The following is a 19687-nucleotide window of genomic DNA, read 5'->3' as shown; positions in this document are numbered from 1 at the left end:
GGGTCTTGATTCTCGTCCCCGCAGTGGTTAGTTTTTCTTTAGAGCAAATTAGTTTTTCGTAGAATGGAAAAATCGCACATGCCTCAGACGGTTGCCGCGCTCCTCCGGCCGATGCTGCACGCGCATCCGTCGGCGCCGGCCCAGCGCTTCCTCCGGGACGGCGAGTGGCATGCGCGCGACTACGGCGAACTGCACGCGCTCGTGGCGGGAGTGGCGGAGGGACTTGCGGATGCCGGAATCGGCCGAGGAGATCGTATCGGACTCATGGTGCGCACGCGCCCGGACTGGACCGTGATCGAGCTCGCCGCCGCGGTCCTCGGGGCCGTGCTCGTGCCCGTCTATCCCACGGCGACTCCCGAGCAACTCGAGTGGCTTCTCGCCAGCGCGGAACCTCGGATGCTCATCGTCGAAGCGGGGACGCCGCTCCCGCCCGCCGCCCGCGGGCTTCCCGCCGGCGTGGTCGAGATCGGCCGCGCGGAGGGCGAACTGGGGAGCCTGCTCCGGAGCTCGGGCGGGCTCCGCGGAACGGACAAGTGGGCGGCCGGCCTGCCGGACGACGTCTTCACGATCGCGTTCTCCTCGGGATCGACGGGGCGGCCGAAGGGGTGCGTGATCCTGCAGCGCAACTACGCTGCCGTCCTCCGGATGGTTCTGGAGGCCGAACGCCACCCGGTGCACGCTCACGCCCATCGCGCGTCCGCCTTCATCTACCTCCCGCTCGCCCACGCCTCCGCCAGGCTGCAGCAGCTGACGAGCCTGTGTCTCGGCGGCGAGATCGTCTACGGCGACGGGTCCCGGGGCACCGCAGGCATCCTCGAACAGATCGCGGAGAGCGCTCCGAGCTACGTCGCGGGGGTGCCGCGGCTCTTCGAACAGGCCGCGGCGAGGCACGCCGAGGATCCCGGCGGCCTGCGCGCCGCATTCGGAGAACGCCTCGTCTACGCCCTGAGCGGTGGCGCGCCGCTCGCGCACGACGTGCTCGACGTCTACGCCGGGGCCGGGGTCGCGATCGTCGACGGCTACGGGCTCACCGAGTCGTCCACCGCCGTCGCGATCGGAACGCCGCACGACTTCCGTCGCGGGACGGTCGGGCGTCCGCTTCCCGGACTCGAGGTCCGCATCGCCGCGGACGGGGAGGTCCTCGTCCGCGGCCCCAATGTCTTCGCCGGATACCTCGGCGACCCCGAGGCGACGGCCCGGGCGATCACGGACGGCTGGTTGCGCACCGGGGACCTCGGCCGGGTGGACGAGGCGGGATTCCTCACGATCACCGGTCGCGCGAAGAACGTCATCGTCACCTCGACCGGAAAGAATATCTCGCCCGAGGACTACGAGAATGCGTTCCGGGCAGAAACCGGCGTCGAGGACTTCGTCCTCGTGGGCGACCGACGGCCCTACGTGATCGGGATCGCGGCGGCGGGCAGGGGCCGCGCGCTCGAGACCGAGGTGCTGCGATCCGCGGCGCTCCGTCTCAACGGCGAGCGCGCCCCGCAGGAGCGCGTGCAGAAGATCCTCGTGCTCGACGAGCCGTTCCGACAGGAGCTGGGCGAGTCCACCGCGAGCGGCAAGGTCGTGAGGACGGCGGTGGAACGCCGTCATCGGGATCGCCTCGACCGGATCTACGCGGGCGATGCGGCGACACCGGTGCTGCACGTCGAAGACCAGCCCGGCGGCATCGTCGCCGCCGGGCGTCCCATAACCGGACCGGCAACTGAAGGAGTATGAACCATGACCAGACACTCGAAGCGCCTGCTGCTGACGGCAGGGATCGCCGGCTTCGCGCTGCTGCTGTCGGCGTGCGCGCCGCAGAGCGAGGCGGAGACCGCGGCGGCGGCCCCCGCTGAGATGGCGGAGCCGGGCGACTCGATCCCCGAGGTCGACCTCCACGCAGGATTCTCCCCCTATGCGGACGAACTGCTCGCCGTCGCCGGGATCGAGAACGGGTATTTCGACGAGGTCGGCATCACGATCTCGCCCGAACCCAACGGTGAGCAGGTCGATCTCATCGCGGCCCTCACGCCGCTGCTGAACAAGCAGATCGAGGTCGGATCGGGCTACCCGCCGGCGATCGTCTCGCAGCTCGACAGCGTCGACAACGTCGTCACCTTCGCGATCAGCGACGTCTTCTACGGCTACCGGATCCTCGCTCCCGCAGGCGAGTACACGACGCTCGCGGAGGCGATGGAGGGCGGAGAGAGCTACGGCGAGGCCGTGGCGACGGTCGTCGAGCAGCTTCGAGGCCAGCCGGTCATTCTGCGCGAGGGCGTGGTGCCGACCTTCTACGAGCTCATCCTCGAGAAGGCGGGCATGACGCTCGACGATCTCGAGGTGACCTACCTCGCGAATCCCGACATCGTCCGCGCCGGATTCTCCGGGCAGGCCGATTTCACCTCGCCCACGGGTGCGGCGCAGATCACGAGCATGGAGCTCGACGGCTGGGAGCCGATCATCGAGCTCCGTGACGTCATCGACAACGAGCCCTCCGAGGCGACGGTCAGCCTGCGCTCAACGTTCTCGGGATACCTGACGACGACCGAGTACGCTGCGGACAACTACGAGACGCTGCTGCGGTTCACCTCGGTCGTCTACCGCCTCATCGACGATCTCGAGGCCGATCCCGAGGGAACCGTCGAGCGGTTCCGCGATTATCTCAACAGCTACACGGGCTCGGAGGTGTCGACCGAGGAGCTGGCGAGCATGTTCGACGGTCTGTACTCGATGCGCAACTTCGAGGACGCCTCCGAGCTGTACCTCGACGAGGGCGAGCCGTTCTACTTCGACGAGGTCATGGGCGCGCAGATCGATGATCTCGCAGAGACCGGCGTCATCGGAACGGGGCACACCCCCGATTCGCTGAGCATCGCCGGGCAGGTGTACCGCGATCTGGTGCAGTATCGCGAAGCCGCCGACGAGGCACTGGTCGATGCGCCGGACGGCGACCTGAAATCCCGCGCGCAGGAGCAGTACGATCACCGCAACTACCTCGATGCGTACCGACTGGCGGCAGCGGCGGCGTCATGACCGCGACGCTCACTCGCAGTATCCGCCTCGCGGCGGCAAGCGGCGGAGCCGAGACCTCCCGCCGCCGGGCGGCGCGCCGCGCGGCCTGGTCGGCGATCGCGTGGCAGGTCGTCGGCGTCGCCGTGTTCCTCGGCGCGTGGGAGCTCATCGCACGGCAGATCGACTACGTCGCGATACTTCCCTCGCCGTCCGCAGTCGTCGCGAACTTCCACGCGAGCATGTTCGACGACCCCGGGCTGAAGTACCTCGGCGTGAAGCAGCCGGGGTATCTCCTCAACATCGGGTACACGGTGGGCGTCGCCGTCGGCGCCTGGGCGCTGGGGAGTCTCCTCGGCGTGCTCGTCGGCCTGCTGGGGGCGCGCCTGCAGCTAGTGCGGAACCTCTCGGAGCCGCTGCTCTTCGTGTTCGGCGCCGTTCCTGTCCTCGTGCTCGCCCCGTTCTTCCTCGTGTGGTTCGGGAACGGCGTCGGCAACAAGTTCGTGCTCGTCACCTTCTACGCGTTCATCACCGTCGCGATGGTCGCCCAGTCCGCCGCGCTCGCGCTGCCGAAGGCCACCGAGGAGTACGCGGCGGGTCTCGGGATCGGTCGCTTCGGCCGATTCTGGGCGGTCGTCCTCCCCGGCACGCTTCCGGCGGTCCTCTCCGGGCTGCGCCTCGCGCTCTCGACGGCCATCGCGGTCACGGCGACCGTGGAGCTGCTGGGATCCGAGAGCGGGGCGGGCCGGCTCATCGCGCTGCGTGCGACGCAGGCGAACGTGGCCGCAGTCCTCGCGCTCGCGATCGCCGTCGGTCTCGTGGCGATCCTGCTCGATCTGATCCTCCGAGCGGTCATCCGCAGCCTGCTCAGGTGGCAATGACCACCGCTCGAACTTCGAAGGAAGGTTCCAATCATGACTGACACCGCTGCCGCCGTGCGGCGCGCTCCCGAGGGGCTCGCGTTCCGCATCCGGGATCTGGTCGTCTCCTTCGGCACGGGAGACGGCGTCGTCACCCCGCTGCAGGGCCTCGACCTCGAAGTCCCGAGGGGCCAGTTCCTGTGCATCCTCGGCCCATCCGGACAGGGCAAGAGCACGCTCTTGCGCTGCATGACCGGACTGCAGGCGCCGACCTCCGGCACGGTGGAGGCGCTCGGCGCCGAGGTGGAGGGCCCGAACGCGTCGCTCGGGATGGTCTTCCAGCAGGACGCGATCCCGATGTGGCTGCGCGTCAAGGACAATGTGTCCTTCGGTCCGCGCATGCGCGGGGTGCCCCAGCAGGAGTGGGCTCCGCGCGTCGAGCACTTCATCGATGCGGTCGGGCTGCGCGGGCGGGAGCGCGCGTGGCCGAGACAGCTGTCGGGAGGCATGCGCAAGCGCGCCGCGATCGCCGCCGTGTTCGCGAATGATCCGGATGTCCTGCTGATGGACGAACCCTTCGGATCGCTCGACTACTTCACCCGGGCGACGCTGCACAACACCCTGCTGGCGCTGTGGGAGGAGACGGGGAAGACGATCGTGTTCGTCACCCACGACGTCGACGAGGCGCTCAAACTCGCGGATCGGATCGTGGTCGTGAGCAACGGGGTCGTCGGCGCCGATCTGCCGGTCGCGTTCGAGCGCCCCCGCACCGACGGACTGCGCACGGATCCCGAGGCCGACGCGATGCGGCGCTACCTGCTCGAAGAGCTCGAGGCGAAGGCGATGCCGCAATGACCGCGCAGGCGTCGAGTCGAGCATCGGGGCGCCGACGCCGGTCCTCCTTCGATGATCGGCTGCGGACGACCCCGAAAGGGTGGGCACTGCTCGCGGGCGCCCTCGTCGGGCTCGCGGCGTGGGAGACGGCGGCCCAGGTCATCGGACGCAACGGCCCGCAGGCGGCCCAGGTGATGCCGTCCCTCCTCACCGTCGCCACCGACGGCTTCGTCGGCCTGAGCAATTTCTTCAAAGGCGGTTTCGGTATCGAGGCCACCGCGAACGGCGCGGAGACCTCGGCCCTGGGAGCCGTGCTCAGCCTGGTGACCAACGGGGCTATCACCGTACTCCGCGTCGTCGTGGGCCTCGTCGCCGGATCCGCGCTCGGCGCGCTCCTCGGATTCCTGGTCGCGGGCCTGCGACCGCTGCGCTACGGGGTCACGGGCGTCGCGGAGCTGATGCGCATGCTGCCGACACTGGCGATGGCGCCGCTCTTCACGCTCTGGTTCGGCGCGACGACGGCGGCGAGCATCGTCTTCATCATCTTCGGCGTCATGTTCATCGTCTTCGTCGCCGTGACGAATGCCGTGCGGAACATCCCTCCCGAGACCATCGAGTACCCCCGCACGCTCGGCGTACGGGGCGTCAGGATGTACACGCGCGTCATCTTCCCCGCCGTGCTCCCCGAAGTCCGGGGTCCGCTGATGTTCGCGGGTCTCGTCGCCTGGACGAGCGCGCTCGCCTCGGAGCTCTACGGGATCCAGTCCGGGCTCGGGTGGATGCTGGGGGAGACGCTGAAGTTCTCGCTCGTCGGCCAGATGGTCGTCATCGCCATCGTGTACTCGGCGCTGGCGCTCGGGACGATGCGGGCGATGAGCTGGGGGGTGGGCCGGGCCACGGCCTGGAACGACTGAGCGGCACGCCGCCCACAGCCGCGGGGACCGCCGGGTCATGCGGCGTGTCGTCCACAGACGCCTGCTGCGGCCTTCCGCGTCGCTGCCGGGCGACGCAGGCTGGGCGCATGACCGAGCTCACCGGACCCGCCCGTATCGCCTCCGCCCCCTCCGATTCCGCCGGCATCGCTCCCATCGGCGTCGACCCCGCCGGCGGCGGGCTGGTGCGGCGCCTGGATGAGCTCCGGCTCGACCTCGCCGCGCTCCTATGGCCGACCGCCTGCGTCCACTGCGGGGCCGCCGACCGCGACGTGTGCCTGCCCTGCCTGGTGGAGCTGCGGGAACAGGAGATGCCCGCACCGTTCTCCGCCGGGGCGCCCGTCTTCGTCCGCGCCGCCTACGCGGGGCCGCTCCGTGCGGCGCTCGTGGCCTTCAAGCACGAGGGCCGCACGGGATTCGCGCGCGAGCTCGGGAGGCAGCTGCGACCGCCGCTCGCCGCGGCGCTCGCGTGCTGCACGGGCCCCGCCGCGCCCGTCATCGTCGCCGCGCCCTCGCGGCCGAGCCGGACGCGGCAGCGCGGCTACCGGCCCGTCGAACTGCTCGTGAGCCGGGCGCTCCGCGGGCAGCGCGTGCCGTGCCTGCGGCTGCGGGCGCTGCGGACGACGCGCGGCCGGGCGGGCCAGGTCGGCCTGGGGCCCGCCGAGCGGATCGAGAACGCCCGCCGGATCGCCGTCAGGGGCGACACGAGACGCGTCCTCAGCGGACGCGAGGTGATCCTCGTGGACGACGTGATCACGACGGGCGCGACCGTGGCGGCGGCCCGCGACGCGCTCGCATCGGCCGGCGCGCAGGTGGTTGCGATCGTCGCGCTGTGCCGTTCGGAGCGGCGATCCTGACAACTCGGGCAACGCCCCGGCGGCGAGGTGGAATCCGCTCCGCCCGGTGGAGTAGAGTGCCGGAAAGGCGTAACGGTGCGCCACTCTGGCCCACCCGCCCGAGTCCCCTGGGAGGTCACCATGGACGTGAACATCCGCGGCAAGAACGTCGGCATCACCGATCGATTCGAGAACTACGTCGAGTCGAAGACGGAGAAGGTCGCGGGCCTGCTTCCCCGGGCCCAGTCGTTCGAGGTGAAGGTGTCCAGACAGAGCGACCGCAGTCCCCAGCACGGGGATCTCGTGGAGATCACGCTCATCGGACCGGGCCCCGTGATCCGGGCGGAATCCGCGGGTGGAGACAAGTACTCGGCGTTCGACATCGCCTACGGGCGGGTGCTCGAGCGGATCCGCCGGGTGAAGGACAAGCGGAAGGACCGCCGCGGTCGCGGGCGCGTCTCGCTCGGCGACGCCGCGGCCAACGACTTCGGCTCGGTCGACATCACTCCCGCGCCCCTCGAGGTGCTCGAGTCCGTCGCGACCGGCTCGGTGCCCGTGCAGGGGCAGGAGGGCGGGGACGAGCAGTACTCGCCCGTCGTGATCCGCTCGAAGGAGTTCCCGGCCGAGCACCTCTGCGTCGAGGACGCGGTCGACCGCATGGAGCTCGTCGGCCACGACTTCTTCCTCTTCGTCGAGAGCGGCACCGGCCGCCCGAGCGTCGTCTACCGACGCAAGGGCTGGAACTACGGCGTGATCTCCCTCTCGGAGGAGTGAGGACGGGGGCGGCGCAGGCGCCACCCCCAGCGCAGCACGTTCGCGAGCGCCTCGGCGACGATCCCGAGCGACATCTTCGAGCGGCCACCGGCCCGCTCCACGAAGGTGATCGGCACCTCGACGATCGGACAGCCGAGGCGCTCGAACGTCCAGGCGGTCTCCACCTGGAAGGCGTAGCCGTGCGAGTCGAGCGCATCGAGCTCGAGGCGCGCGAGCCAGCCCGCGTCGATCACCCGGAATCCACTCGTGAGGTCGCGCAGCTCGGAGCGGAGCGCGATCCGCGCGACGCGGGTGCCCGTGCGGGAGACCCAGCGCCGATACCACGGCCAGTTGACGATCCGCCCGCCCGGCACCCAGCGGGCGCCGATGACGAGGCCGGCGCCCCGGTTGCGCGCGTCCCCGCGCGCCGCGGCCAGCAGCACGGGCAGCTCCGCCGGGAGGTGCGATCCGTCGGAGTCCATCTCGACGACGTAGCGGTAGCCGCCGGCCAGGGCGCGCGCGAAGCCGAGGGCGTAGGCCGTGCCGAGCCCCTGCTTGCCCGGGCGGTGCAGCACGCTCACCGCTGGGTCGGCGGCCGCGATCTCCTCGGCGAGGCGACCGGTGCCGTCGGGGCTGCCGTCGTCGATCACGAGGATGTCCGCGCCGGGGGCGTGGGAGCGCACGCCCGCGATCGTCGCCGGGAGCGTCGCGCGCTCCTCGAAGGTGGGCAGCAAGACGAGCACGTCGCGTGCGCGGTCCCTCACGGCGGCTCCTCCCGGGCTCCGCCCGGCGGCGCAGCACCCCCATCTTGGCATCTCCCCAGCCGTGCCGCCGGTGCGCCTTGCTAAGCTGGGGCGTTGTCACAATTCGGCAACGACGGTGGCGCCCGTGCGGCGGGGCCGTTCACCGTGCAGAACCTTACAGGAGAGACAACGTGGCGACAGTTCTCGAAAAGCTCCTTCGCGTCGGCGAGGGACGCACGCTGAAGAAACTCGAGCGGCAGGCCAAGCTCGTGGCCGAGCTCGAGGATTCGTTCTCCGAACTCAGCGACGAGGAGCTGCGCAGCGAGACCGAGGAGTTCCGGGCCAGGCTCGAGAAGGGCGAGACGCTCGACGACCTGCTCCCCGAGGCCTTCGCCGCCGTGCGGGAGGCAGCCAAGCGGACCATCGGACTGAACCCCTTCCGCGTCCAGGTGATGGGCGGGGCGAACCTGCACCACGGCAACATCTCCGAGATGAAGACCGGCGAGGGCAAGACGCTCGTCGCCACGATGCCCGCGTACCTCAACGCGCTCGCCGGCAAGGGCGTGCACATCATCACGGTGAACGACTATCTCGCCAGCTACCAGAGCGAGCTCATGGGCCGCGTCTTCCGCGCCCTCGGCATGACCACGGGCTGCATCGTCTCCGGCCAGGATCCGGCGACCCGCCGCGAGCAGTACAACGCCGACATCACCTACGGCACGAACAACGAGTTCGGCTTCGACTACCTCCGCGACAACATGGCCTCCTCCGCCGCGGAGCGGGTGCAGCGCGGCCACTTCTTCGCCATCATCGACGAGGTCGACTCGATCCTCATCGATGAGGCCCGCACGCCGCTCATCATCTCCGGCCCCTCCTCGGGCGAGGCGAACCGGTGGTTCGCCGAGTTCGCCCGTATCGCCCGCCGGCTCGAGCCGGGGGTCGACTTCGAGGTCGACGAGAAGAAGCGCACGGTCGGCGTGCTCGAGCCCGGCATCGAGAAGGTCGAGGACCACCTCGGCATCACGAACCTCTACGAGTCGGTGAACACGCCGCTCATCTCCTTCCTCAACAACTCGATCAAGGCCAATGCGCTCTTCACGCGAGACAAGGACTACGTCGTGCTCAACGGCGAGGTGCTCATCGTCGACGAGCACACCGGCCGCATCCTCGCCGGACGCCGCTACAACGAGGGCATGCACCAGGCGATCGAGGCGAAGGAGGGCGTACAGGTCAAGGCCGAGAACCAGATGCTCGCCACCGTCACGCTGCAGAACTACTTCCGCCTGTACGAGAAGCTCTCGGGCATGACCGGCACGGCCGAGACCGAGGCCAGCGAGTTCATGTCGACCTACAAGCTGGGCGTCGTGCCGATCCCGACGAACCGCACGATGCAGCGCAAAGACCAGCCCGACCTCGTCTACAAGAACGAGGAGGCGAAGTTCGCCCAGGTCACGAAGGACATCGCCGAGCGCTACGAGCAGGGTCAGCCCGTGCTCGTCGGCACCACGAGCGTCGAGAAGAGCGAGTACCTCTCACGGCTGCTCGCGAAGGCCGGCGTGCGGCACGAGGTCCTGAACGCGAAGAACCACGCGCGCGAGGCCGCGATCATCGCCCAGGCGGGTCGCCTCGGCGCGGTGACGGTCGCGACGAACATGGCCGGTCGCGGCACCGACATCATGCTCGGCGGCAACGCCGAGTTCCTCGCCGTCCAGGAGATGGCCGCGCGCGGCCTGTCGACGGAGGACGATCCGGAGGCCTACGAGGCCGCGTGGGACGAGGTCTTCGCCGCGGTGAAGGAGACCGTCGCCGAGGAGGCCGCGAAGGTCATCGAGGTCGGCGGCCTCTACGTGCTCGGCACGGAGCGACACGAGTCGCGCCGCATCGACAACCAGCTGCGCGGCCGCTCGGGCCGCCAGGGCGATCCGGGCGAGAGCCGCTTCTACCTCTCGCTCGCCGACGACCTCATGCGCCTGTTCAACTCGGGTGCGGCCGCCGCGCTCATGAACCGCGACGGGTTCCCCGACGATCTCGCCATCGAGTCGAAGGTGGTCACCCGCGCCATCCAGAGCGCGCAGAGCCAGGTCGAGCAGCGCAACGCGGAGATCCGCAAGAACGTGCTGAAGTACGACGATGTGCTCGACCGCCAGCGCAAGGCCATCTACGGCGACCGCCAGCAGATCCTCGACGGCGAGGAGATCGAGTCCCGCATCGAGGCGTTCCGCGAGCAGACGATCGACGCGATCATCGACTCGCACGGCAGCGCCGTCGACTGGGACTTCGACGCGCTGTGGAACGATCTCAAGCAGGTGTACCCCGTCGGGATCACCGTCGACGAGCTGCTCGCGGAGACCGGCGGCGGCCGCGTCGACAAGGACTTCCTGCGCCGCGAGATCCTCTCCGATGCGATCGTCGCGTACGAGAAGCGCGAGGAGACCCTCGGCTCCGAGGCGATGCGCGAGCTCGAGCGCCGCGTGGTGCTCGCCACGATCGACCGCCGCTGGCGCGACCACCTCTACGAGATGGAGTATCTCAAGGAGGGCATCGGCCTGCGGGCGATGGCGCAGCGCGACCCGCTGGTGGAGTACCAGCGCGAGGGCTTCAACATGTTCGAGGGCATGATGGGGCAGATCAAGGAGGAGTCGATGGGGCTGCTCTACAACCTCGAGGTGAAGGTGCGCCCCGCGGAGGGGCCGCAGGATCACGTGCACCTCGAGGGCGGCGGGCTCGAGACGGAGCAGGCGACGGATCAGTCCAAGCTCAGCTACAGCGCCCCCGACGAGGACGGCGCCCCGGCCGTGAGCGGCGCTGAGGACGGCGAAGCTGGGAATGCGCGCAAGAGCCGCGCAGGCGGGAAGGCCGCCGGCGGCGGCCGTGTTGCACCGCAGGCGACGCAGCGCGGGTCCTTCGGCCAGCAGGTGCCCGCCGAGGGCGGCAACCGCGCCGATCGTCGCGCGAACAAGAAGAAGTAGGGCGCGCAGGCGCCCCGCGATACCGATTCCGTGATCCGCGCCGAGCGGACCGACTGGGAGATGTCAATGACACACGAGACGAACGCTCGTCCCTCGAAGAACGAACGGCGGGCGCAGGCCCGCGAGCAGGCCCGCGCGGCCCGCGAGCAGGAGAAGAAGCGGGAGAAGCGCAGCCGGCTGTTCCTGCAGGGCGGCATCGTGCTCGGCGTCATCGCCATTCTCGGCGTCGTCGCGCTGATCCTCACGCAGACGATGAAGCCGGCCGGCCCGGGGCCCGAGAACATGGCCTCCGGCGCCGTGACCTTCACGAAGGACCTCAAGGTGGTGGAGACGCCCGCGCTGCAGTCCGGCGAGGAGCGCCAGGCCCGCGATTCCGACTGGGAGGCGCTGCCGCTCGACGTCGAGGTCTACGTGGACTACATGTGCCCCGCCTGCGGTGCGTTCGACCAGCAGTACGGCACCATGCTCGAGAACTACGTCGGGGCCGGCGACGTCGACCTCAGCATCTACCCCCTGAACTTCCTCGACGGGCAGTCGCTCGGCTCGAAGTACTCCACCCGGGCGGGCAATCTCTTCGCCTGCGTGGTCGAGCAGCAGCCCGACGTCGCCTTCGACCTCCACAACCGGCTGCTGAGCGCCGACGTGCAGCCGGCGGAGGGCACGACGGGCCTGACCGACGACCAGCTGCTGGAGCAGGCGGAGGCCTCGGGCGCCGAGCTCACGACCGAGCTCAAGCAGTGCGTCAAGGAGACCCGCTTCGGCGGCTTCGTCGCCGCGAACTACAAGGCCGCGAGCGAGACCGGGATCCTCGGCCTCGCGAAGGGCTCCCAGCTGCTCTCCTCCGACGGCGTCACCCCCCAGGACGCCGACGCCCCGCAGCGCCTCGTCAGCACCCCGACCGTCATCGTGAACGGCGTGCAGTGGAACCAGGCCCGCGACGGCGACCTCGAGTCCTACCTGCTGAAGGTCAAGGGCGAGATCGAGCAGAACGCCGACGACGCCGGAGACGCTTCGGACTCCGCGGATGCGGACGCCGCCGACGAGCCCGCGGCGGAGTAGGACCCGCTACACTCGACGGGGCGGCCGAGCCGCCGCCCCGTCCTCGCCTCCTTAGCTCATCTGGTAGAGCAGCGGCCTTGTAAACCGCAGGTGGCCGGTTCGAGTCCGGCAGGAGGCTCCACGCGGGCGCGGAAGGAGCTGAGGTGCACGAACGGCTCAGGGTCCCTGCGGCGCTGATCGCCTCCGGTCTCGCCGGCGTGCTCGTCGCCCTGCAGTCCCGCGTCAACGGCGGGCTCAGCCAGGAGCTCGGCAACGGCTACGTGACGGCGGCCGCATCCTTCGGCTCGGGCCTCGTGATCCTGCTCCTCGCGCTGTGCGTCTCACGCCGCGGTCGTCGGGGCCTCGCGCGGTTGCGCACCGAGGTCCGCGCGGGCCGCCTGCCCTGGTGGACGCTCCTCGGCGGTCTCGGCGGCGCGAGCTTCGTGCTCGCGCAGGGGCTCGTCGCGCCCGTCACGGGACTCGCGCTCTTCACCGTGGGGATCGTCGCCGGGCAGGTGCTCGGCGGCCTCGTGCTCGACCGCGCCGGGCTCGGGCCGGGGGGCCGGATCGATCCGACGGTCATGCGCATCGTCGGGACCGTCCTCGCGGTGGTCGCCATCGGCATCTCGGTGGGGCTCGACCCGGCGGCGCGGAGCGTCATGTGGCTCGTCGTCTTCCCCGTGGCCATCGGCTTCGGCGTCGCCGCGCAGTCGATGGTGAACGGGCTGACGCGCGCGGCGGCGCGCAGCGCCATGACCTCGACGCTCGTGAACTTCATCGTCGGCACGGCCGCGCTCGTCGCCATCGCGATCGTGTCCGTCGCGGTCTCCGGCTGGCCGACGGCCTGGCCGAGCGCCCCCGGGTACTACATCGGCGGGCTCATCGGCACGATCTTCATCGCCGTCGCGGCGATGCTCGTGCGCACGGCGGGGGTGCTGCTGCTCAGCATGTCGAACGTGGCCGGGCAGCTCGTCGCCGCGGTCGCGTTCGAGGCGTGGGCGCCGCTCGCGGCCGGGGTCACCCCCGGCATGATCGCGGGGGCGGCCGTCGCACTGCTCGCGGTGGCCGTCGCGGCGGTGCCGCAGCGCCGCGGCTGAGCGGATCCCGCGGTCCGCGACTACAGTGCGGTGAGGTGCTGCGAGACGTCGAGCGGGGCGCGCGGCTTCTGCTTGCGGTCGCGCTCGCGGATCCCTCCGACGTAGAGCCAGCCGAGGAGGTACTCGGGATCCTCGACGCCGAGTGCGGCCGCGACCCGCGGATCCCGCGTGTGCGGCCCGGTCCGCCACATCGCTCCCCACCCGTCCTCGTGGAGCAGCAGTTCGAGCACGTGGGCGACGCCGCTGCCGACGGCCTCCTGCTCCCAGAGGGGCACCTTGCGACTCGGGCGCGGACTGATCACGATCGCCAGCACGAGCGGGGCCCGCGTCGCCTTGGCGAGAAACTTGGCCTCGTCTCCGCCCGCGGCCGCCGCGAGCCCCGCGCCCAGCCGCTGCCTGGCGTCGCCGCGCAGCTCGATGATGCGCCACGGCCGGAGACCGGAGTGATCGGAGATGCTCGACATCGCGGCGAGGTAGCGCTCGAGCTCGGCGCGACTCGGCGCCTCATCGCTCACCTTGGAGTGGGAGCGGCGGCCGCGGAGCGCCTGGAACGCCGCTCCGCCGCCCCCGTCGTCGATCGGAGGGTTCATGCTCGCCTTCGGGGATCGGAGGGTGCTGTCGGCATCGAGTCTACGCGCTGGGCCTGCGGACCAGCCGGGGTGTCGCGCACTGCCGTCGCCCAGTGAACGCACAGCGGACTTGCATCATCTGATCATTTCCGGGAGACTGGACCGCGGCACTGGGGTTAGGTATGCCTCAGTTCGGTCCGATGAGGTGGGGTCACGCCCGGAGCGTGTCCTCCGACACAGAAGAAGGAGTGCGTTCGGTATGTCTGCACAGAAGGGCTGGCGGAAGCTTCTCGCGACCGCGACGGCCGGATTGGTCGTGGCGAGCGGTATCGCGCTCGCGCCGGCGGCCGCGAACGCCGCCCCCGGCACCGTCGCCGATGCGACGTTGTCGTGGGGAGTGAAGTCGTCGTTCCGGAATTACATCTACAACTTCGCGATGTTCGATGGCGATTCGTCGCTGCTGGGGAACACGACGCAGACCGCGAAGACGAACGGCCCGGACGGCGTGTTCAACTGGTCGGGCGGCACGGGCGTCGGCGATACCGAGGGTGCGAACGCCGATGTCTCCTTCGGCGAGGGCAATGGTGTGCATTTCCAGTCGCATCCGATGACGGTCGATGGTCAGCAGGTGTACGCGCTGGATATGACGTTCACGAACCCGCATGTGGTGGTGACGTCGCCGACGACGGGCGAGCTGCGGCTCGATGTGGAGGGCTACGAGTTCGAGAGCATGACCTCGGTCGGCGATCCGTATGCGTTCGATGATGTGGTGTTGGCGGATCTGGCGCTTGCGGCGCCGACGAACGCGGGTGGCACGGTCACCTGGACGGATGCGGCGGCGACGCTGACCGCGGAGGGGTCCACGGCGTTCGGGGGCTTCTATCCGGCGGGCGAGACCCTCGACCCCGTCACCTTCTCCCTCCCGACGACCGAGGTCGTCCCCGAGGCGACCACGACGACGCTCGAGGTGGCTCCCGCCGCATCGGTGGTCAAGGGCGGCGACGTCACCCTCACCGCCACGCTCGCGCCGGTCGAGGCGCAGGGCGAGGTGCAGTTCTTCGCGACCGACGCCGAGGGCGCCGAGCAGCCGATCGGGGCTCCCGTCGCCGTCGTCGACGGCGTCGCGACGCTGACGACCGCCGAGGTCCCCGCCGGCGAGACCAGCTACCGCGCCGAGTTCGCACCGAACGCCTTCTACGTCGCGAGCGAGAGCGCCCCGAGCGCCGCCCTGCGCGTGATCGACACGGCGCAGCCCGAGCTCTGCAGCGTCGGTGCCGGCGCCAAGACCTACGCCGGCGTCGACGCGACGTGGGCGTGGAGCGCCTACTCGAACGAGCCGAACCACACGGGCGGCGGCGGGTACGCCTGGACCAAGGTCGGCGGCGGGAACATCGCGGTCGACGACACCGACTTCGTGCTCTCCGACGGCACCGCGTCCGTCACCGCCGACTGCACGAGCATCGCCTTCACCGGCACCGCCCGCGTCGAGGCCTACGCGAACTTCTTCCCGACGAACGGCCAGTGGGTCGAGCTCGTCGATCCCGCCCTCGTGATCGACGCCGCCGGCAACGGCGCGTGGACCGCTGAGGTGCGCACGGGCGCGGGTGCGCTCAACGAGAACTCGTCCGAGCGCGTCGCGGTCGCCACCGTGAGCGGCGCCGAGCTGCCCGACTTCGTCGATGCCGGGACCGCGTCGATCGTGCCGGACTACGCGGGCACCACTGCGAAGGGAACCTGGAAGAGCGGCTACAGCGACGCCTGGTCGAACGCCTTCGTGAACATGATCCCGTCCTCCATCCAGGCCTTCTACTACGCGAGCGGCGCGGGCAGCGACGCGAAGAAGCCGGCCGCGCCGATCGAGCTCAGCTGGGCGGACGCTCCGGTCGAGATCCCGTTCGTCGATGTGCAGCCCGGTGACAAGTTCTACACCGAGATCGCCTGGATGTACACCGAGGGGCTCTCCACCGGCACGAAGGTGGGCTCCGAGGTCTACTACCGTCCCGCGAACTCCGTGACGCGCGAGGCGATGGCGGCCTTCCTCTACCGACTGGCGGGGGAGCCGGCGTTCACCGCGCCGACGAAGAGCCCGTTCGCCGATCTGAAGACCGGCGATCGCTTCTACAAGGAGATCACCTGGCTCGCGAGCGAGGGCATCACCACCGGAACGAAGATCCCCGGCACGAACAAGGCGAACTTCCTCCCGCGCGAGCAGATCAGCCGGGCCGCGATGGCCGCGTTCATGTACCGCTTCGCCGGCGAGCCGAGCTACTCCGCGCCCGCGACCTCCGCGTTCTCGGACGTGAAGCCCGGCAGCGGCTTCTACAAGGAGATCTCCTGGATGCACAGCACGGGCATCTCCACCGGCTCGAAGGTCGGCGGCAAGGTCGTGTACCAGCCGAAGGACGCGGTGAAGCGCAACGCCATGGCCGCGTTCGTCTTCCGCTTCGACACCTGGCAGAACGCCGCGGCGTAACGCCGCGCAGCACCCGGACGCAGGGGCGGCCGCTCGATCGAGCGGCCGCCCCTGCGGCGTTCTCCCGGCCCACCCGCGCGCGGCGCTCGCGCCCGCGGCTCGCCGAGCGCGACCGCGAGGGGCGCCGTGCGACTTGCATCATCAGACGATACGCGGGAGACTGGTATGAGGAAAGTAAGGCGACCCTCACTTCCCCGTGCCGCCCCGCGCGACGGGGCGGCGGATGCGGTCGCCGGCTCCGCCCCGACACCCCGCAAAGGATCCTCCGTGTCTGCTCGTATCCCGCTCCTCCGCGCCGCCTCGACCGCGCTCGCCGCACTGCTCGTGATCGGCGGCACCCTCGTCGGGGGCGCCGCGGCGCACGCGGTCGTCGAGGATCCCGCGGCGCAGGGCTCCGAGAGCGCGCCGGCGGCGGATCCCGCGGCTCCCGCGGCGGAGACCGCGCCCGCCGACGAGTCGGCGACCGCCGAGGAGCCGGCGACCGACGAGACCGGCTCCGGTGACGGGTCGGGATCGGGTTCCGGATCCGAGCCGGGCACGGGATCCGAGCCGGGCGCCGACGCCGATGGCGGCGATCCGGCGGTCGGGGCGGCGGGGGAGGCTCGAGGGGGCGCCGGGAGCGCGGCGGACGGCACCGAGGATCCGGCCGGAGCGGTCGCGGACGAGGCCGGGGCGACGACGGAGCTCGCGGTGAGCGATGCGACGTTGTCGTGGGGGGTGAAGTCGTCGTTCCGGAATTACATCTACAACTTCGCGATGTTCGAGGGAAAGTCGACGCTGCTGGGCAGTGCCACCCAGGTCGCTCAGACGAAGAACGAAGATGGAGTCTTCAACTGGACCGGCGGCACCGGCTCCGCTGATATCGATGGCTCTGCCGCTGATGTCGCGTTCGGCGAGGGGAATGGCGTGCATTTCCAGTCGCACCCGATGGACACTGACGGCGACGGCGAGAACGACGCGTACTCGCTGGACATGACGTTCACGAACCCGCACGTCGTGGTGACGTCGGCAACGACCGCCGAGCTTCGCCTTGATGTTGAGGGGCACGAGTTCGTCGATATGACGTCGGTGGGTGACCCGTACTCCTTCGATGACGTGGTGGTGGCGGATCTCGTCCTGAATGCACCGACGAACGCACACGGTGTACTGACCTGGACGAACGCTGCGGCAACGCTCTCGACGGATGGTGCTTCCGCCTTCGGCGGGTTCTACGAGGCCGGCGAAGCGCTCGACCCCGTCACCTTCTCGACGGGGCCGATGGCGACCGCTCCCGGGCCCGGCGAGCCCGAGCCGGCCGAGCCCGTCGAGACGAGCATCACGGTCTCCGCCGCATCCGCCGCGGTCGAGCTCGGGGCCGCCGCGTCGCTCACCGCGACGGTCGCGCCGAGCGACGCTGCCGGCACCGTCCAGTTCGCCGCCGATGGCGCGGCGCTCGGGAAGCCCCGGAAGGTCTCCGCCGGGGTCGCGACGCTCTCGACCGCGGCGCTGACCGTCGGCGCCCGTGCGATCACCGCGACGTTCGCGCCGGCCGATCCGGCGGCCTTCGCGCCGTCGACCTCGGAGGCCATCACCGTCACCGTGACCGACCCCTCCGCCCCGGTGACGAGCGACGTCGACCGGGCCACCGCGAGCTGGGGCGTCAAGTCGTCGTTCCGCAACTACATCTACAACTTCACGATGTTCGAGGGCGACTCGAAGCTGCTCGGCAAGACCACGCAGAAGGCGCAGTCGAAGGGTGCCGACGGCGTCTTCGGTTGGTCGGGCGGCAGCGGCGAGGTGACCACGCAGACGCGCAACGGGCAGACCGCGGTCACGAGCGCCGATATTGGGTTCCGCGCGGGCGACGGCGTGCACTTCCAGTCGCATCCCATGACCGTGGGCGACGAGCGGGTCTACGCCCTCGACATGACGTTCACGAAGGTGCGTATCAAGATCACCTCGGAGACCACCGCCCAGCTGATCCTCGATGCGAACGGCACCGAGTTCAAGAGTATGACCGAGGTCGGCGCCCCGTATGCGTACCCGGGGGTCGTCATGGCGGATCTCGCGCTCCCCGCGGTGACCCAGTCTGGGAGCACGTACACCTGGACGAACGCGGCCGCGACGCTCACCGCGGCGGGCGCGAAGGCCTTCGGCGGTTTCTACCCGGCGGGCGAGGCGCTCGATCCGATCACCTTCTCCTTCAACTCCGATGTGAAGATCGACACGAAGAAGCCCACGAAGACGACGCTCGCCGCCTCGGCCGAGAAGCTCGAGGCGGGCCAGCCGGTGACCCTCACCGCGTCGACCGCACCGAAGGCGATCGGGGGCACGGTCGCCTTCTCCGCCGGGGGGAAGTCGCTCGGCACGGCCGCGATGGTGCGCGGCGGAGCGGCGACGAAGACCGTGACGCTCCCCGTCGGCATCCACTCCGTCATGGCGACGTTCACACCGAAGGACGCGGCCTACAGTCATTCGATCTCCGCGGCAGTCACGGTCACGGTGGCCGGCGAGGGGCCCGCGGGCACCCCGAATCCCGGCGCAACCGGCTCCTCCGGCCAGGCCGCGGGCTCCCTCCAGTGGGGCGTCTCCCAGGCCTTCGTCGCCTACACGACCTGCGCGAACAAGGAGGCCTACGGCTACTCCCACTGCGCCAAGGGCGAGATCAGCACATCGGGGGTCGGCTCCGGGTACCTCTTCCCCCAGTCCGACGACGCGGGGTGGAACCGCGAGACCCAGACCGGCACCGTGGGCTTCAGCGGCACGGTCGCCTTCACCGGCTACGGGATGACGATGTTCAACGTCACGAATCCCACCATCACCGTCACCGGCCCCACGAGCGCGACCCTGAACACGGGCAACAGCACGTCTTTCGGCTCCGGCTCCTACGAGCTCGACCTCGGCAGCGCCGCGAAGTCCGTCGGACCGAACGGGGAGGTCACCTGGAGCGGGGTGCCCGTGCGCGGCTCCCTCTCGAGCGGCGGTGCCGGCGGCAGCGGGAGCCAGAGCATCGGGCTCGACCCCCTCACCTTCACCGTCGGAGCCACGAGCGGCGTGAGCTACGGCTCCACCCAGGCGGGAGGCGAGACGAAGAAGTACACCGCGGCGGACACCGCTCCGACGAGGACTGGGCTCACCGTGCTCACCGATCGCGAGAAGATCGCGGCAGGCGGCCGGATCGAACTCGCCGCGACGGGCTTCGAGGCCGACGACGAGGGCATCCTCGTCGTGCTGTACGACGGCGACGGGCGCAACCCCGTGGTGCTCGACGAGGACGCGACGGCCTCGGCCACGGGCGCCGTGAGCTGGCAGGGCACGTTGCCGAAGGACATCTCAGACGAGCACGTCATCACCTTCCAGGGCAGCGAGAACGCCGGATCCGTGATCGATGTCCTCGACGGCGCCAAGAAGTCGGCCGACCAGGCGAAGAACGCCCGGGCGCTGAGCGCCGCCGCCGTGGCCGAGCGCGAGACCGCGCAGGCGGGAATCCTCGCCCCCGTCGCGGGTATGGCAGTCTGGGAGTGGTGGGCGAGCGCCGGCGGCCTCGTCCTCATCGCCGCATGCATGACGGCCCTCGCCGTGCGTCAGCGCCGCGCCCTGAGCTGAT

General features: G+C 70.3%; 14 protein-coding genes and 1 tRNA gene. 13 read left to right on the top strand and 2 right to left on the bottom strand.

Going from position 1 to position 19687, the window contains the following annotated elements:
* The first annotated feature begins 78 nt into the window (after nucleotides 1-78).
* The 7 genes from MUN78_RS12255 to hpf all read left to right on the top strand — a co-directional run bounded on the left by MUN78_RS12255 (nucleotide 79) and on the right by hpf (nucleotide 7233).
* Nucleotides 79-1725 carry an AMP-dependent synthetase/ligase gene (locus tag MUN78_RS12255; RefSeq protein ID WP_244690244.1) on the top strand — a complete coding sequence of 549 codons (1647 nt, stop codon included), beginning with the start codon at nucleotides 79-81 and terminating at the stop codon, nucleotides 1723-1725.
* A 3-nt stretch (nucleotides 1726-1728) separates the two neighbouring features.
* Nucleotides 1729-3021, top strand: a complete 1293-nt coding sequence (locus MUN78_RS12250; protein ID WP_244726763.1) for an ABC transporter substrate-binding protein — start codon at nucleotides 1729-1731, stop codon at nucleotides 3019-3021.
* Entirely contained in the window at nucleotides 3018-3878 is an 861-nt protein-coding gene (locus MUN78_RS12245) for an ABC transporter permease (RefSeq protein WP_244726761.1), read from the top strand. The genes MUN78_RS12250 and MUN78_RS12245 overlap by 4 nt, the downstream gene beginning before the upstream one ends.
* Nucleotides 3879-3911: 33 nt before the next feature.
* On the top strand, nucleotides 3912-4712 hold the full coding sequence (locus MUN78_RS12240) for an ABC transporter ATP-binding protein (RefSeq protein ID WP_244690238.1): 801 nt from the start codon (nucleotides 3912-3914) through the stop codon (nucleotides 4710-4712).
* Entirely contained in the window at nucleotides 4709-5605 is an 897-nt protein-coding gene (locus MUN78_RS12235; protein ID WP_244690236.1) for an ABC transporter permease, read from the top strand. The genes MUN78_RS12240 and MUN78_RS12235 overlap by 4 nt, the downstream gene beginning before the upstream one ends.
* 107 nt (nucleotides 5606-5712) lie before the next feature.
* Nucleotides 5713-6480 carry a ComF family protein gene (locus MUN78_RS12230; protein WP_244726760.1) on the top strand — a complete coding sequence of 256 codons (768 nt, stop codon included), beginning with the start codon at nucleotides 5713-5715 and terminating at the stop codon, nucleotides 6478-6480.
* A gap of 120 nt (nucleotides 6481-6600) precedes the next feature.
* Entirely contained in the window at nucleotides 6601-7233 is a 633-nt protein-coding gene (gene hpf, locus MUN78_RS12225) for a ribosome hibernation-promoting factor, HPF/YfiA family (protein WP_244690232.1), read from the top strand.
* On the opposite strand, the gene MUN78_RS12220 is transcribed toward hpf, so the two are convergent.
* The gene (locus MUN78_RS12220; protein WP_244726758.1) at nucleotides 7203-7976 is read right to left on the bottom strand and encodes a polyprenol monophosphomannose synthase; all 774 of its coding nucleotides are present in this window, start codon (nucleotides 7974-7976) and stop codon (nucleotides 7203-7205) included. The two genes, hpf and MUN78_RS12220, sit on opposite strands and share 31 nt — an antisense overlap.
* A gap of 170 nt (nucleotides 7977-8146) precedes the next feature.
* On the opposite strand from MUN78_RS12220, the gene secA reads away from it, so the two are divergent.
* The 4 genes from secA to MUN78_RS12200 all read left to right on the top strand — a co-directional run bounded on the left by secA (nucleotide 8147) and on the right by MUN78_RS12200 (nucleotide 13059).
* Nucleotides 8147-10924 carry a preprotein translocase subunit SecA gene (secA, locus tag MUN78_RS12215; RefSeq protein WP_244690228.1) on the top strand — a complete coding sequence of 926 codons (2778 nt, stop codon included), beginning with the start codon at nucleotides 8147-8149 and terminating at the stop codon, nucleotides 10922-10924.
* Between the two features lie 66 nt (nucleotides 10925-10990).
* Nucleotides 10991-11983, top strand: coding sequence for a DsbA family protein (locus MUN78_RS12210; protein ID WP_244690226.1), 993 nt, complete (start codon nucleotides 10991-10993; stop codon nucleotides 11981-11983).
* A gap of 45 nt (nucleotides 11984-12028) precedes the next feature.
* Nucleotides 12029-12104 (top strand) — tRNA-Thr (locus MUN78_RS12205).
* A 22-nt stretch (nucleotides 12105-12126) separates the two neighbouring features.
* Nucleotides 12127-13059, top strand: a complete 933-nt coding sequence (locus MUN78_RS12200) for a DMT family transporter (protein WP_244726756.1) — start codon at nucleotides 12127-12129, stop codon at nucleotides 13057-13059.
* A gap of 20 nt (nucleotides 13060-13079) precedes the next feature.
* Here the strand turns inward: MUN78_RS12200 and MUN78_RS12195 are convergent, their stop codons facing one another.
* The gene (locus MUN78_RS12195; RefSeq protein ID WP_244726754.1) at nucleotides 13080-13649 is read right to left on the bottom strand and encodes a nitroreductase family protein; all 570 of its coding nucleotides are present in this window, start codon (nucleotides 13647-13649) and stop codon (nucleotides 13080-13082) included.
* 238 nt (nucleotides 13650-13887) lie between these two features.
* Here MUN78_RS12195 and MUN78_RS12190 point away from each other — a divergent pair, with 238 nt between their 5' ends.
* Together MUN78_RS12190 and MUN78_RS12185 are read left to right on the top strand one after the other, a co-directional pair.
* Entirely contained in the window at nucleotides 13888-16101 is a 2214-nt protein-coding gene (locus MUN78_RS12190) for an HtaA domain-containing protein (protein WP_244726752.1), read from the top strand.
* A gap of 267 nt (nucleotides 16102-16368) precedes the next feature.
* Entirely contained in the window at nucleotides 16369-19686 is a 3318-nt protein-coding gene (locus tag MUN78_RS12185; protein ID WP_244726751.1) for an HtaA domain-containing protein, read from the top strand.
* Nucleotide 19687: the final 1 nt, after the last annotated feature.

Source organism: Leucobacter allii, assembly GCF_022919155.1.
Classification (GTDB): Bacteria; Actinomycetota; Actinomycetes; order Actinomycetales; family Microbacteriaceae; genus Leucobacter; species Leucobacter allii.
The sequence above is the reverse complement of the archived record's forward strand: the minus strand, read 5'-3'. Positions and strand labels throughout refer to the sequence as shown.

Bases quoted from the DNA above. Each gene is read 5' to 3' on its own strand.
- MUN78_RS12195 (WP_244726754.1), bottom strand. From the start codon at position 13,649: ATGAACCCTCCGATCGACGACGGGGGCGGCGGAGCGGCGTTCCAGGCG.
- MUN78_RS12240 (WP_244690238.1), top strand. From the start codon at position 3,912: ATGACTGACACCGCTGCCGCCGTGCGGCGCGCTCCCGAGGGGCTCGCG.
- MUN78_RS12250 (WP_244726763.1), top strand. From the start codon at position 1,729: ATGACCAGACACTCGAAGCGCCTGCTGCTGACGGCAGGGATCGCCGGC.
- MUN78_RS12245 (WP_244726761.1), top strand. From the start codon at position 3,018: ATGACCGCGACGCTCACTCGCAGTATCCGCCTCGCGGCGGCAAGCGGC.
- MUN78_RS12190 (WP_244726752.1), top strand. From the start codon at position 13,888: ATGTCTGCACAGAAGGGCTGGCGGAAGCTTCTCGCGACCGCGACGGCC.
- hpf (WP_244690232.1), top strand. From the start codon at position 6,601: ATGGACGTGAACATCCGCGGCAAGAACGTCGGCATCACCGATCGATTC.
- MUN78_RS12210 (WP_244690226.1), top strand. From the start codon at position 10,991: ATGACACACGAGACGAACGCTCGTCCCTCGAAGAACGAACGGCGGGCG.
- MUN78_RS12235 (WP_244690236.1), top strand. From the start codon at position 4,709: ATGACCGCGCAGGCGTCGAGTCGAGCATCGGGGCGCCGACGCCGGTCC.
- MUN78_RS12255 (WP_244690244.1), top strand. From the start codon at position 79: ATGCCTCAGACGGTTGCCGCGCTCCTCCGGCCGATGCTGCACGCGCAT.
- MUN78_RS12230 (WP_244726760.1), top strand. From the start codon at position 5,713: ATGACCGAGCTCACCGGACCCGCCCGTATCGCCTCCGCCCCCTCCGAT.